We start from the raw sequence: 14,155 nt of genomic DNA, 5'->3' as shown, positions 1-14,155 counted from the left end.
ATTTGGAGACAATACGCCCCTTCCGCGCTGTACCCATACCTTATGAAATCGCCACACTCCTCGACCACCGCAGCAAGGCAGCGGCTCTGGCAGGAGCTGGACATGCTGTGCCGGCTGGGCCTGGGGCTGGCTCCGATCGCGCCCGACATATGCGCAGTGCTGCGCACCCTGATCGGCGCGGATGCCGCGGCGCTGTTCTGGCTGGATGAGCATGGGGCGCCCGAGGGCTTCTTCCATGAGGATTCGCCCGCTTCCGCACAGAACCTGTTCCTCAATGAATTCCATCGCCTGTTCGTCGGCGCCCATGAGACCAATGTGCTTGCGCTCGCACAGCCCCTGGGACCTCAGGTGGGCCGGCTCCTCGCGCCGGACGCCGGCTACTTCCGCTCCAACACCTACAACCTGCTGATCCGCCCCAGCGGACATCACCACACGCTGGATCTGCGCGTGGAGGTGCAGGGTCGCACCCGGGCCGTCGCCGCGCTGTTCCGAGCGCCGGGCACGGGTTTCAGCTCCGAGCAGGCCGGGCTGCTGCAGCGCGCGGGCACCTGCCTGCAACGCGCCTTCGCGCGCAAGCCGGCGGGCAGCCTGGGGGTCAGCCATGACGGCGCCGTCGGCCATGTTCTCCTGGATGCCGACAGCCTGCGCCCGCTGCTCGCGGATGCCACCGCCACGCAGCTGCTCCAGGAGGCCAACCTGCGCGGCCTGGGTCTTCGAGGCGAGGCAGGCCCAGCACTGCCGGACGACCTGTTCGGCCACCTGGGCCTTCAGCCGGGCCAGGCCGCCAGCATTCCCGTGCCGCATGGCCTGCTCGACATCCGCATGCATCCACTGCACCCCGTCGCCAGCGGTGCGGGCCAGTGGCTGCTGACCCTGCAGTTGCAGCGCCCGCGCCAGATCGAGGTGGTGCGCCGCGTGCTGGCGCTGCCGCTGTCACCGCTGCAGCGGGAAATCGCCGCGCTGGCAGGCCTGGGCCATGCGCGCGCCGACTGCACGGAGCTCACCGGGGTGGGCCCTGCCGCATTGAAGAAGCACCTGCGCACCATTCTCGAGGCTGCCGGAGCCAGCGACTGGGAGGACCTGGCCAGCCGTCTGCACGCCGGACCGTAGCCCTTGGGGGAATGGCGCATCATGGCGCGGCAGTCCAGAATTCGGCCATCCCTGCGCTGGAAAGCGCATGCATGAGCTCTTGACATAACCCGTCCGCCCGTCGCAGCAGGAAAACCGAGCGCCAAACCATCCTCCCGCCCCATGACGACCAGCGCATATCTTCATCATCAACGGCTCTGGCACAAGCTTGATCTGCTCTGCCGGCTGGGCCTGGGCCTCGCACCCATCGCCGCCGAAGTGTGCGCCGTGCTGCGTGCCCTGGTGGGGGCCGATGCGGCGGCGCTGTTCTGGCTCGACGAAGAGGGCTTGCCCGAGGGCTTCCATCATGAGGACTCGCCCCCGAGCGTGCGCAATCTCTTTCTCAACGAGTTCCACCTGTTCACCGGTCCAGGGGAAACCAACATCCTCGCCCTCGCCCGGCCTGAGGGCCCCCGCGTGGGCCGGCTGCTGTCACCGGACGCTGCGCACTACCGATCAAACAGCCACAACCTGCTGATGCGTCCGAACGGCCACCACTACACCCTGGACCTGCGGGTGGAAGTTCCGGGCCCCTCCGGCCGTCTCGTGACGCGAGCCGTTGCTGCCGTGTTCCGTGGGCAGAGCACCGGCTTTGGCAACGGATTCAGCGCTGCCGAGGCCTGCACGATGGAGCGCGCCTGCGCCAGCCTGCAGCGAGCCTTCAGGCTTCAGGGAGGCCCGTCCAGCGAGAGCGTCCACAGCGCCACGGGCCATGTCCTGTTCGAAGCCTCCACGCTGCGCCCGCTGTCGGCCGATGCGCAGGCGCTGCAACTGCTGCAGGCGGCCCACATACGCGGCCTGGGCCTGTATGGCGCGAGCGCCACGGCGCTGCCCGCCGACCTGCTTTCCCTGCTTGGGCTGCTGCCCGGCCAGAGCCGGCTGATGACCGTGCCCCAGGGCCTGCTGGACCTGCGCACACGGCCGCTGCACTCCGGCTCGCAGCCTACCGCTGCCTCCACGACCCACTGGCTGCTGACGCTGCAACTGCAGCGCCCGCGCCAGATCGACGTGGTGCGGCGTGTCGTGGACCTGCCGTTGACGCCCCTGCAGCGAGAAATCGCCGTGCTGGCGGGACTGGGGCATGCCCGCTCCGACAGCCTTGCGCTGGCCGGCGTGAGCAATGCTGCACTCAAGAAGCACCTGAGCGCCATCCTCGAGGTCGCCAGCGCCAGCAACTGGGATGAACTCGGTCGCAACCTGCGTGCCTAGGCTGCGGCGCCAGTGACACGCCGGATGGCACACGGGCCGTGCCGACACTCGCGGCATGGGATGCCCTCACGCTCCACCGTACCCCTTGGGGGATGGTGCGCCGGCCGGCACATCCCAACAATGCCGCCACCGCAACCCTCCCCCAAGCAGCATGACTCTCGTTTCGACATCCCGCGCGGCGCTCGCGCTCCTGTGCCTTGCATCCGGTATTTCCTTTTCCGCCCATGCCGTGACCTACCGCTACGCATCGACGGCCTACGACCGCTTTCAGCACTACACCAAACCCTGCAGCGCGGGCACCTGCCTCGAACTGGCGGCAGGCGATGGCGTGACCGGTTTCTTCACGACGGCCGAGCCGCTGCCCGCCAACCTGACGGAGAACGACGTGATTCTTCCCCGAATCACCGGTTGGGCCTTCGGCAACGGCCAGACGGTGATCACCCATGACGCGCCCGGCGCCCGCGTGCTGGGATTCCGGGTGGCCACCGACGCCACGGGCCAGCCCACGCACGCAGCCATCATGGTGAGCCGCTGGGCCGATGAATCGGATGCGCCGCACCGCCAAGGAGACCGCGCACAGCTCATCGCAGCCCGCACCTCCCCCTACAACCCCGAGGTCAACCAGGTCATCCTCAACGCCCCCTGCTCCGTCACCGGGCGTTCCGCCGAGGGAGTGAACGACACCTGCTTCGGCTTCAGGACCACGGACGGTGCCGCATCCACCGCCAACTATGCACGCGGGACACTGGTGCTGGATGCGCCGCTGGCCTCCATCAGCAATGGCCGCGTGACCGAAGGCAACGCCGGTACCGCGAGCATGGAGTTCACGGTCACCCTCTCCAGCATTCCCACCGAAAACGTGAGCCTGCGCTGGCGCACTGCGGACGGCACGGCCACTGCTCCCGCCGACTACACCGCCAGTTCCGGCTCGCTCGCATGGGCTGCGGGCGAGGACACGTACAAGACCATCACCGTACCGATCCATGGCGACACCACGCCCGAACCCGACGAGGTCCTCACCGTGCACCTGAGCGATTTCATCGGTGCGGCCCCGAGCACGGACACGGTGGGTACCGGAGTCATCATCAACGATGACGGACCACCGCCCGCACCGCAGGTGCGCATCACCGATGCATCGACTGTCGAAGGCGGCCCGGGAACGCACACCGCGCTGAACTTCACCGTTACCCTATCGGAGCCGCCCACCGAAGCCTTCAGCATCCGCTGGCGAACCGTGGACGGCACCGCCACTGCCCCCGGGGACTACACCAGCGGCGATGGAGCATTCACCTGGCTTCCCGGCGATGCCAGCCCGCGCACCATCATGGTCGAGGTGCACGGCGACGCCAGTCACGAGCCCGACGAGACCCTGCATGTGCTGCTGGATGACATTCCCAGCCTCGCGAAAGCCATCTCGGTACAAACCTCCGGCACGATCCTGAATGACGACAAGGCCGTCGAGGGACCACCGCCTGCAGGAGCGCATGCCGTCCCTGCGTTAAGCCCTTCTGGCCTGGCCGCCACCGGCTTGCTGGCCGCCGCGCTGGTGGCCGGCCGGCTGCGCCGCAGGCGTTCCGGGCCCACGCGTTCCGGCGCTTGACGCACTGGGGCCGGGTTGTTCCAAGCTGGCTCGTTTTTAAAATTGCAATTACAATCATTGTAATTGCAATCGTAAAAATGGGCCAAGTAAGTTTCCGCGGCCCATCGAGGAAGACAGGCCATGCGCAAGAGTCGACCCCATGCTTCAAACCACTCACTCCAGGCACAGCGGGCCGCTGCCGCCTGCCTTCGGCGCCTTGGCGAGCCCGCACTGAATGCCCGATGCCAGAGCGCTTCGCCCCTCGAGGCCATGCGGGCAATCGCAGACCGCCTGGAACAAGAGGCGCCAGATGGCAACCATGCATGGGTCGTCAGGGCGGCAGGACGTGCCACGGACAGTAGCCTGCAGCCAGGCAACGTGAGCGCATGGCCGTTGTGGTTCGGTGATCAGCGCGCTGGGAGTGAGAGGCCACTGCTCTACATGGCACACTCCGGCTCGCTCGCAGGCCTCCATGCTGCACTGTCCGAGTCGAAAGGCCATGGCATCTTCTGCAATCACATGGAAGCGCTGCGTTCCCGCTGGCCCAGGGGCATGCACCCCTCCGTCCCTCTCTGGCTGTCGTCCGATGCCGACGGCACCCCTTACGACCCGGCTTCGGGAGCCGAAGCGCTTGCCATTTTCCGTTCGGCATTGCAGGCACTCTATCTCGATGGCAGACCCGGCTTCTTCTATCTCTCCGCACATGGCGACGACAGTGACGATACCCCTGCGTTGACCGACTCCAACGTAAAGAGCGCGTTCAAAGGGATGTACCGCATCAGCCGAGTGCGCGGAGTGCCTGCGGCCAGCATCAGACTGCTGGGTGCGGGAAATGCGCTGCAGCATGTAAGGCATGCAGCGGCCCTTCTACGGAATGACTGGGGCATCGGGTGCGAGGTCTGGAGTTGTCCAAGCTACACGCGCCTGGCGCGCGATGGCCGTGAGGCCGATCGCTGGAACATGCTGCATCCCCTGTCAAAGAAGAGAACGTCACATCTCCAGTCCTGCCTCTCCAGCAGTCGCGCTCCCGTCGTCGCGGTAACCGGCTACGCGCGCCACGTGGCCAGCCAGATCGGTGCCATGGTTCCTTCCGCATTTACCGCACTGGGGGCTGATTCTCATCCACAGCAAAGCCAGCTCAGCCCGCAATGGATTGCCGCTGTCGCACTGAAGCTGCTGGGCGACGCGGGCGATATTTCCAAGCGCCTGGCCGGTGAGGCGCTCGAGCGATATGCACTGACGGCACTGTCATAGGACAGTGCCTACGCGGAAGGTTCTCCTTGCGATGCGCGGGCAGCGTCGCTCGCGCGATCCAGGGCCAGGGCCAGCACCCTCTGCTCATCCGCACTGAATTGACCGAGAAACAGTTCGGCCACGGTGGATTCATACACCTTCCACATTTTCCTGCGCAGTGCCCGCCCCTCTTTGGTGATGGTCGCGTAGGCGGCCCGGCCGTCCTCGGCTGAGCGGGATCGCGTGACAAGGCCCTCCCGCTCCAGGCGATCCACCAATCTCGTGAGGTTGTAGCGTTCGATGGCCAGCGTATCGGCAAGCTCATGCATGCGCCGAACGCCACCGGGGCCACTTTCCAGCCCCCACAGCACGTCATACCACGCATAGCCGGGCAGCTCCGCCGCGGCCAGGCGACGCTCTACCTCGCGAATCATGGTTCGATGCGCGCGCACGAACGAGTACCAGAGATCAGCCCCCTCAGCCGTCATGACCAGGATCCTTTCATGGAGATTGAATTGCACTTGCAATTATATTTCACGCCAAACGATTGCAAATGCTATTATTGCAATTGCAATTCATAAGAAGAAAACTCATCCACCATGGAGTCCGCTACGACAGGCCGGACCATGGCCTGCTTTCAACAACGCTGCCCTACCAGGAGATATGTCATGACCCCACCGATCACACTGACCGACGTCGATCCGCAAGAGACACGAGAGTGGCTGGAAGCCATGCAGGCCGTCGTCACCGTCGAAGGCCGACCGCGCGCCCACTACCTCATCGACCAGCTCGTGGACCGTGACATGGAGCAGCATGGTGACCTGCATGGCCGGGTGACGACCGCCTATGTCAACAGCATCCCCAGGGAGCGGCAACCAGCCTACCCGGGCGACCTTGGCGTGGAACGCCGCCTGAACGCCTACATCCGATGGAATGCCATGGTCATGGTGCTGCGCGCCGGCAAGCACTCCAACGTGGGCGGCCACATCGCCACCTACCAATCGGCCGCAGTGCTCTACGACGTAGGCTTCAACCATTTCTTTCGCGGCCGCACCGCCACCTTCGGCGGCGACATGGTCTACATCCAGGGACACTCGGCCCCGGGCATCTACGGGCGCGCCTACCTCGAAGGCCGCATCACCGAATCGCAACTGGACAACTTCCGCCGCGAAGCAGGACGCGTTGGACTGTCGTCCTACCCCCATCCTCGCCTGATGCCCGACTTCTGGCAGTTCCCCACGGTCTCGATGGGACTGGGGCCCCTCACCGCGGCCTATCAGGCACGGTTCATGCGCTATCTGGAATATCGCGGGCTGCTGGAGCATCAGGGCCGCAAGGTCTGGGCATTCCTCGGCGACGGCGAGATGGACCAGCCCGAGTCGCTGGCGGCTATCTCGCTGGCCGGACGCGAGCGGCTCGACAACCTGATCTTCGTCGTGAACTGCAACCTGCAGCGGCTGGATGGCCCCGTGCGTGGCAACAGCAAGATCGTCCAGGAGCTGGAGGGCACCTTCCGCGCCGCCGGATGGAACGTCATCAAGGTGCTCTGGGGCAGCGGCTGGGACGACCTGCTGCGGCGCGATACCACGGGGTTGCTGCGCCAGCGCATGATGGAATGCGTGGATGGCGAATATCAGACATTCAAGTCACAGAGCGGCGCCTATGTGCGAGAGCATTTCTTCGGCAAGTACCCGCAGTTGCGGGAGCTGGTTGCGCACCTGTCGGACGACGAGATCTGGGCGCTGGCACGCGGCGGCCACGACCCCGAGAAGGTCTACGCCGCCTACGCGCAGGCCGTCGAAACCAAGGGGCGGCCAACGGTTGTCCTCGTCAAGACCGTCAAGGGCTTCGGCATGGGCGAGGCCGGTGAGGGCCAGAACATCAACCACCAGTTGAAAAAGATGAGCGCAGACGCGGTGCGGGCCTTCCGCGACCGATTCGCGCTGCCCGTGCCGGATGACCAGCTGGAGGACATGCCGTACCTGAAGCCCGCACCCGACAGCGAGGAAGCCCGCTATTTCGCCGAGCGCAGGACTGTGCTTGGCGGGTATGTACCCGCCCGCAATGGCAAGGTCGCACCACTGGTCGTTCCCCCGCTCGACACTTTCGCAGCACAGTTGAAGGACAGCGGTGATCGGGGCGTCTCGACCACCATGTCCTTCGTGCGCATCCTGACCACGCTGCTCAAGGACCCACACATCGGCAAGCTCGTCATCCCCATCGTGCCCGACGAGTCGCGCACCTTTGGCATGGAGGGCCTGTTCCGCCAGATCGGCATCCACTCCTACCTGGGACAACTCTATACCCCCCAGGACGCCGGCCAACTCAGCTACTACAAGGAAGCCAAGGACGGTCAGATCCTGCAGGAGGGCATCAACGAATCCGGCGCGATCTCGTCATGGATCGCCGCGGGCACGGCCTACAGCAACCACGGCGTAGCCGCCATTCCGTTCTACATTTTCTATTCCATGTTCGGCCTGCAGCGCGTGGGAGACCTCGCATGGGCGGCAGGTGATGCCCGCACGCGCGGCTTCCTGCTGGGCGCGACCTCGGGCCGCACCACGCTCATGGGCGAGGGACTGCAGCATGACGACGGCCACAGCCACGTGCTGTCGTCCGTGATCCCGAACTGTGTCTCCTACGACCCGACCTTTGCATACGAGCTGGCCGTCATCATCCAGGACGGACTTCGCCGCATGTATGTGGAGCAGGAGGACATCTACTACTACATCACCCTGCTCAACGAAAACTACCCGAACCCCGCCCTGAAGGAAGGCAGCGAGGAGGGCATCCTCAAGGGCCTCCATCTGCTGGATGGCAAGCCACGGTCCTCCGCTCAGCCCCACGTACAGCTGATGGGCAGCGGCTCCATCCTGCGCGAGGTCATCGCCGCGGGCGAGCTGCTGGAAAAGGATTTCGGCGTATTGAGCGATATCTGGAGCGCCACCAGCCTGACCGAGTTGCGCCGCGAAGGCATGGCGGCAGAGCGCTGGAACATGCTGCACCCCGAGGACGAGCCGCGCGTCCCCTACGTACAGCAGTGTCTGCAAGAACGTCCTGGACCGGTCATCGTGACGACGGACTACATGCGGATCGTCGGTGACCAGATCCGCCCGTTCGTCGAAGGCCGCAGGTTCGTCTCGCTGGGCACCGACGGCTTCGGCCGCTCCGACACGCGTGAATCGCTGCGCGCGTTCTTCGAGGTGGACCGCCATTTCATCGTACTAGCAGCGCTGAAAGCCCTGGCCGATGATGGCGTGCTTGCACGTCAGCGTGTCAGCGACGCCATCCTACTCTACGGCATAGACAGGGAAAAGATGGATCCAGCTTCGGTCTGACGCACTGCGGGAGTGGATTCGTACACTCATCGGCCACCCTGGGCTGCTGCCAGTTTCGTTGACACCTTGACAAGGCAGAAGATGAAACCAGCAGCAGCCCACTCCTGTCCACCCGTTGCCGTCGTTCGACAAGTTGCTATCTGACTTAGTGAATTTCTGAATTCATAGTAGCGACGTACAACCTCCCTCCAGCTATCAGAAGCTTGACTTCCCTTGCGCGGCGGCCTTTCAGGATGAGCATGCTTCTGCCTCCTGATGCCTGACCGCTTCGCAGTCAAGGTAGACAGCCACGAATGAGCGTTCCTCAGCAGATATAGCGTGAGTCTTGAGGTCGTGGGGCTGTCAGAGCAGACTCAATTAGGGAAATGCCCATTTAGGCAGGCTGCATCGGCCCAGCGACAATCGAACGTTGTCAGCAACCAGAACAGTCATGCCCCTCGTGATCACTGAAGCAGCCTTCCATCGAGTCATCCAGAGGGAGACGACTCAGGGCAATGAGTTGGTCACGGTCAAGCGGCGAGCCAAGGGGCTGGCAAGTGCTGAAGTCTTACGACATCTGTACGCAGGCTCGTGACGATGTGCGTTCAACCCCAAGATCAGTTCTGCGCTGGCCATGGATCCCAGCGCCACGCAATAGCCATTGGTCTTTTCGAATAAGTTGAGGGTAATCTGACAGCGAGCTCAAGATGACCACCATTAACTACAATCTATTCTTTGCTACGTCGGCCTTTGTTTCAGGGCTTGTACTGATTCCTCTGCTTCTGTCAAATCATATTCGTCAGATTGGCATCAACAGAATTGGTCTTTACACACTGGGATTTTTTATCGCCACTTTGGCTGTGTGTTTGTATGCCGGGTGGTTTAATAACAACCCAACAATCTACTCCTATTCATCCATTGGGAATCATCTATTGACGCTGGGTGTGGCCGTGCAAACGCTTGGCATTAGAAAATTCTACGGCCAGCCCTTGATGCGGTATTTAATTATACCTTGCACTGTGATCTCTGAGGTTTTGGTTTTTTGGTTCATGTGGGGAAATCCAAATTACCCATATCGACTGATGAGCTTTACCTCTTTTTTATTTGTTTTTGTATTCATTCAATTCATTACTGTCATTCGATACGGTGATAAGTCCTTCATTAATCGCCTGCTCTCGACTTCACTGGCCATCGAATGCTTGGTCTACTTGATCCGCTTCACAACCTTGTTCATCCCTGATCTGGTGCCTACTGGTCCCACAGGAGCTTCTTACATTCAAATCGCTTACGTTTTTGTCTTTTCTGCAGTCATGCCCATTACCGCTATCTGTTTGATGATCAATGGGAATTATTTATTGCAGCAAAAATCGCTGGCCGATGCCAAGGTGAAAAATCAACAAAAGACAGAAACCTTGGGTTTTATCAGTCATGACCTGCGTGCACCCCTGGCGACTATCTCTGGATATGCTGAACTATTACTCAATGATGCCACTGACGCGCAAAGAAAGGCCTTGATATCAATTCAGGACAATATTAAATATCAATTAAGCTTAATAGATGAGTTGCAGGATTACTCTACGCTGGAATTGCATCCACTTGCCCTGAAGCCCACAACAACGGAACTACTTCCTTTATTGAATGATATTTCGGGGTATGCGCTCGCTTTATGTTCAAAACAGAACAACCGCTTTCGCTGTCAACTGCCCCAGAGAATCCCCAGGGTGATGTACCTGGATGGCAATCGCCTGCGGCAGGTGCTGCTCAATCTGCTCTCCAACGCAGCAAAATTTACACGTAACGGAGCGATAAACCTGTCTGTCACTCTGGAGCCCGAAGAAAAAGGGCACTCCCTGCACTTCGCTGTGAGTGATACGGGAGTTGGAATCGACTTGAATTCCAACATCGATATATTCGGCGCCTTTCAGCAGGTTCAGGCCACAAGCGGAAGCACGGGGTTGGGCTTATTCATTGCACAGCGCATTCTTTCAGCCATGGGCAGCACCCTGCACGTCACCAGTACTGTTGGTCAAGGCTCCACCTTTTCTTTCGCGTTGTCCGTTCCTGAGTTCAGTGACGCTGATTCGAATTGGTCTATTGTCCCTCCGAGCATGGCATGCCATGGCGAACCGCCGCAAGATCTGGACTTGCCCGGGCAGGCTCTACCGGAAAAGGCGGCCTTGGATGAGCTTGCCAACCTGGCATTGCACGGTCGTCTTACGGATATCGAAAGCTGGATCGAATTTCATTGCCAACGGTCCAGTCATGCGCCGTTCACTGCCTTGCTCAAAGAAATGTTGGAGAGGTTCGATTTTTCCGGCATACATACACTGGCATTGCGGAGCAAGGAGCGCGCAATGGACAGCCATAGCGCGCATCCGATTTAAGGCCTTGGATCATTCGGTTCCGACCACACAAGGCATGAACAAAATCTACCCATTGGATCGCCAGTCCGGGTTGTGAATGTGCCGTGCTGAACTGCGTCCCCCGCGGCGGGTCTTGGCCGAAAGTACGAGTTGAGTTCGCTGCTCCAGCGTCATCGAAGGTTCGATTTTGTGTTTGCGACTTCAATGAACCGGAACAACAACTGTTCTGAGTAATTAAAGTCGTAAACAGGGCTCTAGCATCCATGCGGGTTCCCAAGCAGCTCGACTTTCGGGATCACGAACTAAAGTCGTAAACAAACAAAATCTGGCATAGAGCCCACCAATTCAGGCCGCCTTCCGGAGCAACTTTCGCCTCAATATGCACGAGATATCTGAAGTGGCACCTTCACCTCAAGCGCGCTTCATGTCGCGCATTGGAGGCAGCTTCAGGCTGAGAGCAGCCGGCCGTTCCTCGCATACTGAACGACTGCTGCTCGGAAGAGCAGACAGCCGATGTCAGCCGCAGGCCAGCTCCAAACTCAAGACCTGACACGACACGCGTGGTCACTACCGCCCATGTATCGCAGAACCCAAAGTCTTCGGGCTGTGCAGCAGTGGCTTGATTGCTCCGCGCTCGAGTCGAACGTCCACTATGTCGGCACCGAAATCAATGCCGCCCTCGTTATCTCCGAGCAAACCGAGATCTGAGAGCGTGTGCAACACGCTAGCAGAGTCAGCGCGATGACGTCCTCCAATGCGTCCAGTGAACCTTCGCCGGCGAATCCCAAGCCACAGCCATGTGACGAAGCTCCAATTCGACAGAATTTCATGGGGAAAGTCGGCACTCATGAATCAAAGCGCGAATTCCAATTGGCCTCTGGCTTGACTCTTCCTACCAGTACCAGTCGTTGAACAGTTCGCAGGACGGCGGACCGCTGCACATCCAGGAGCGGCCGTTCAGCACAGGCCTGGGCAGGGTAGCCACTGCCCGATGTCCCGCCCGAGGCAGGGGAAGCTCTAACGAATTACCAATTGGTGCGCCCGACCCATTACGGAATTCGGCTTGGGTGAGACGGCCCCCCGGAAAGCTGAGGCTCAACGTTCGACATAAGGCGCGTCTTGCGCCTTTGCGCCGCCGTTGCCCGTCGAGACCATGCTGCGCGCCTGCTGCCAGCTGTACTGGAACCAGCACACCTCGGCCGCAGAGAAACTGCACGGGGCGGCCGCTGTCCTCCCGCTTCGTAGGCCAAGAAGGTGCGGCCCCGCATGTCACAATCTCCGAAAAGGAGATGGGGCGCACATGACGAAGAATTCTGTTGTCATTAAGGGAGTTGCCGCCATTGGCAACGAGGGTATCAAGAAGCACTTCAAGACTGCGGAGATTTGGCAGCCGCTGTTTGAACTTGCCTGGAACGGCTTTGATGCAGCCGCAACCAGTGTATCGGTCGACTTGGTCGAGAACAGCATGCACGGCATCGAGCGAGTCATCGTAAAAGATGATGGTCACGGTATCGACTTCGACACACTGAACGACACCTTCGGGAGCTTCAACGATTCCGCGAAGAAGGCAAACCTCGCATTAAAGGGCGCGCACGGGCGCGGACGGCTCGCGTTCCATCTACTCTGTCGCAATGCATCCTGGTTCACCCGGTCGAGCAGCGTGGATGCAGTCATCGATGTCGACGCAGCAAGCATCAAAGAGTTTGTCGGCCGTCCACTTGAGACACAGCAGCAGCGAGAGGAGCTGATCGCGCAAGGCCGTGGCACCCTGGTTGAGTTGACCCACTTCACCAGCAGTCTGCCAGCGATGGCGGACCTTCGCGAGAAATTCTCCGTGGAGTTCGGTTGGTACCTGGCAGTGCACTCTGAAAGAAAGCTGCTGCTAAATGGCATCCCCGTAGCTGTCCCGGCGCATGAGGCTGTCAGGAAGACCATCGAAGTTAACGATGCGGTCTTCGAGGCACAAGTGATTCGATGGGAGCGCCGCCCCACATCGGAGAAGTCGTTTCTGTATCTGATGAATTCGAGCGGCGAACTCGTCTACAAGATCCATAGCTCGCTGAATCAAAAACCAAATTTCTTCACCAGTGTCTGTGTCACTTCCGCTTGGGCCGACACTTTTTCTAAAGAGAGGGACCTGCTGAAGCCAGACGCGCACACGCCGACGTCTCGCACCTGGCGGAAATTTCAAGCCCAGCTCGACCAGCTCAACCAGTCCGTCTATAACGAGTTCCTCCTCCGGCGGGCAGAAGAGGTGATTCAGGGTTATGAGAAGGATGGCTACTTCCCCACTTACGCCGGGTTAGATGAGCCCGAGAAGGCTTGGAGGCACCAGCACGCCAGAGAGATGGTGAGGCAAATCTATATTGCTGACCCGCGCGTCTTCCACAACGCAAACAAGAAGCAGGCGAAAATAATCATTCGGCTGTTGGACAGGCTGGCTGTGTCGAACGAGAACGATGCGCTACTTGATGTGCTCAATGACACGCTCGACCTAGATGCAGCGTCCATGGAGAAACTCGCGAACCAGCTGCGTCGTTCGAGCCTTGAGAACATTGTCGCAAGCATCGAAATCCTGCAGCGCCGAACCGCAGCGGTTCAGCAACTCCGATTCATCATGAACGAGCACTACCGTGAAGTGTTAGAGACCCCTGACCTGCAAAAAATCATCGAGAGTAACACGTGGCTTTTCGGTCCTCGCTACGAGACCCTCGGCGCGGAGGAAGATAGCTTCACCAAAATCGCCAGACGCTTGCGAGAGGACGTTATGGCACGCTCGAAAGTGGACGAGGAAGATGTGGCCGACGAGGAGGATCTAGCTGGTGCAAACCGGCAATCTGACCTCTTCTTGGCGCGGAAGTTTCCGACTTTCGATTCGTCGGGGCAGAAGGTCTTCAAGTGCATCGTCGTGGAAATTAAGCGCCCGGCAATTTCGCTGAATAAAAAGCACCTTCGGCAGCTCGAAGACTACGCGGACATCATCAAGCGTTATCCAGAGTTCAAGTCGGAGAAGATGCACTTTGAGCTAATCCTGCTGGGAAGACAGATTTCATCCGCAGACACGCAAATACCTAGCCGCCTCAACAATCTTATCGCGCGTGGAGAGCCCGGCCTAGTCGCCGATGACCCGCGCATGAAGCTATACGTCTTGAACTGGTACTCGCTACTTGATGGATTCGAGCTGACCAACGGCTTCATGCTCGACAACCTCAAGCTCAAGCGCGATGACTATAGTGCGGTATCAAAGAAGGAGCTTGTCGCGGAGCTGCAGACTGAGCATTGAAGCGAGAGTAGGTCGACCGAGAGAATCCACGCACAACATGAAA

At 60.4% G+C, this 14,155-nt stretch carries 9 protein-coding genes; 7 read left to right on the top strand and 2 right to left on the bottom strand.

All coding sequences use genetic code 11. The annotated features are described in order from the left end of the window. Positions 1-42: 42 nt before the first annotated feature. The 3 genes from H9K76_RS03375 (at position 43) to H9K76_RS03365 (ending at position 3,937) form a co-directional block, all read left to right on the top strand. A complete protein-coding gene (locus tag H9K76_RS03375) occupies positions 43-1,110 on the top strand; it encodes a hypothetical protein (RefSeq protein ID WP_187598177.1) in 1,068 nt (355 codons plus the stop codon). A gap of 141 nt (positions 1,111-1,251) precedes the next feature. Next, complete coding sequence (locus tag H9K76_RS03370; RefSeq protein ID WP_187598176.1) at positions 1,252-2,337, top strand: hypothetical protein; 1,086 nt, start codon at positions 1,252-1,254, stop codon at positions 2,335-2,337. Between the two features lie 151 nt (positions 2,338-2,488). Beyond that, entirely contained in the window at positions 2,489-3,937 is a 1,449-nt protein-coding gene (locus H9K76_RS03365) for a Calx-beta domain-containing protein (RefSeq protein WP_187598175.1), read from the top strand. A 153-nt stretch (positions 3,938-4,090) separates the two neighbouring features. Here H9K76_RS03365 and H9K76_RS23380 read toward each other — a convergent pair whose 3' ends face one another. Continuing rightward, complete coding sequence (locus tag H9K76_RS23380; RefSeq protein ID WP_246475276.1) at positions 4,091-4,237, bottom strand: hypothetical protein; 147 nt, start codon at positions 4,235-4,237, stop codon at positions 4,091-4,093. Between the two features lie 120 nt (positions 4,238-4,357). Between H9K76_RS23380 and H9K76_RS03360 the strand changes: the two genes are divergently transcribed. Beyond that, positions 4,358-5,170, top strand: coding sequence for a transketolase-like TK C-terminal-containing protein (locus H9K76_RS03360; protein WP_246475274.1), 813 nt, complete (start codon positions 4,358-4,360; stop codon positions 5,168-5,170). Between the two features lie 8 nt (positions 5,171-5,178). Here the strand turns inward: H9K76_RS03360 and H9K76_RS03355 are convergent, their stop codons facing one another. Further along, positions 5,179-5,637 (bottom strand): MarR family winged helix-turn-helix transcriptional regulator, encoded by a 459-nt coding sequence (locus H9K76_RS03355; protein ID WP_187598173.1) that lies wholly within the window; start codon positions 5,635-5,637, stop codon positions 5,179-5,181. A 180-nt stretch (positions 5,638-5,817) separates the two neighbouring features. Here H9K76_RS03355 and aceE point away from each other — a divergent pair, with 180 nt between their 5' ends. The 3 genes from aceE (at position 5,818) to H9K76_RS03340 (ending at position 14,112) form a co-directional block, all read left to right on the top strand. Further along, complete coding sequence (aceE, locus tag H9K76_RS03350; protein WP_187598172.1) at positions 5,818-8,487, top strand: pyruvate dehydrogenase (acetyl-transferring), homodimeric type; 2,670 nt, start codon at positions 5,818-5,820, stop codon at positions 8,485-8,487. Between the two features lie 686 nt (positions 8,488-9,173). Continuing rightward, positions 9,174-10,850 (top strand): sensor histidine kinase, encoded by a 1,677-nt coding sequence (locus H9K76_RS03345; RefSeq protein ID WP_187598171.1) that lies wholly within the window; start codon positions 9,174-9,176, stop codon positions 10,848-10,850. 1,279 nt (positions 10,851-12,129) lie between these two features. Continuing rightward, positions 12,130-14,112 carry an ATP-binding protein gene (locus tag H9K76_RS03340; protein ID WP_187598170.1) on the top strand — a complete coding sequence of 661 codons (1,983 nt, stop codon included), beginning with the start codon at positions 12,130-12,132 and terminating at the stop codon, positions 14,110-14,112. Positions 14,113-14,155: the final 43 nt, after the last annotated feature.

It is taken from the genome of Diaphorobacter ruginosibacter, from assembly GCF_014395975.1.
Lineage (GTDB): Bacteria > Pseudomonadota > Gammaproteobacteria > Burkholderiales > Burkholderiaceae_C > Diaphorobacter_A > Diaphorobacter_A ruginosibacter.
The sequence above is the reverse complement of the archived record's forward strand: the minus strand, read 5'-3'. Positions and strand labels throughout refer to the sequence as shown.

What these genes read in the sequence shown, in the direction of transcription:
- H9K76_RS03340 (WP_187598170.1), top strand. Translation starts at nt 12,130, where the DNA reads ATGACGAAGAATTCTGTTGTCATTAAGGGAGTTGCCGCCATTGGCAAC.
- aceE (WP_187598172.1), top strand. Translation starts at nt 5,818, where the DNA reads ATGACCCCACCGATCACACTGACCGACGTCGATCCGCAAGAGACACGA.
- H9K76_RS03375 (WP_187598177.1), top strand. Translation starts at nt 43, where the DNA reads ATGAAATCGCCACACTCCTCGACCACCGCAGCAAGGCAGCGGCTCTGG.
- H9K76_RS03345 (WP_187598171.1), top strand. Translation starts at nt 9,174, where the DNA reads ATGACCACCATTAACTACAATCTATTCTTTGCTACGTCGGCCTTTGTT.
- H9K76_RS03370 (WP_187598176.1), top strand. Translation starts at nt 1,252, where the DNA reads ATGACGACCAGCGCATATCTTCATCATCAACGGCTCTGGCACAAGCTT.
- H9K76_RS03365 (WP_187598175.1), top strand. Translation starts at nt 2,489, where the DNA reads ATGACTCTCGTTTCGACATCCCGCGCGGCGCTCGCGCTCCTGTGCCTT.
- H9K76_RS03355 (WP_187598173.1), bottom strand. Translation starts at nt 5,637, where the DNA reads ATGACGGCTGAGGGGGCTGATCTCTGGTACTCGTTCGTGCGCGCGCAT.
- H9K76_RS23380 (WP_246475276.1), bottom strand. Translation starts at nt 4,237, where the DNA reads ATGGTTGCCATCTGGCGCCTCTTGTTCCAGGCGGTCTGCGATTGCCCG.
- H9K76_RS03360 (WP_246475274.1), top strand. Translation starts at nt 4,358, where the DNA reads ATGGCACACTCCGGCTCGCTCGCAGGCCTCCATGCTGCACTGTCCGAG.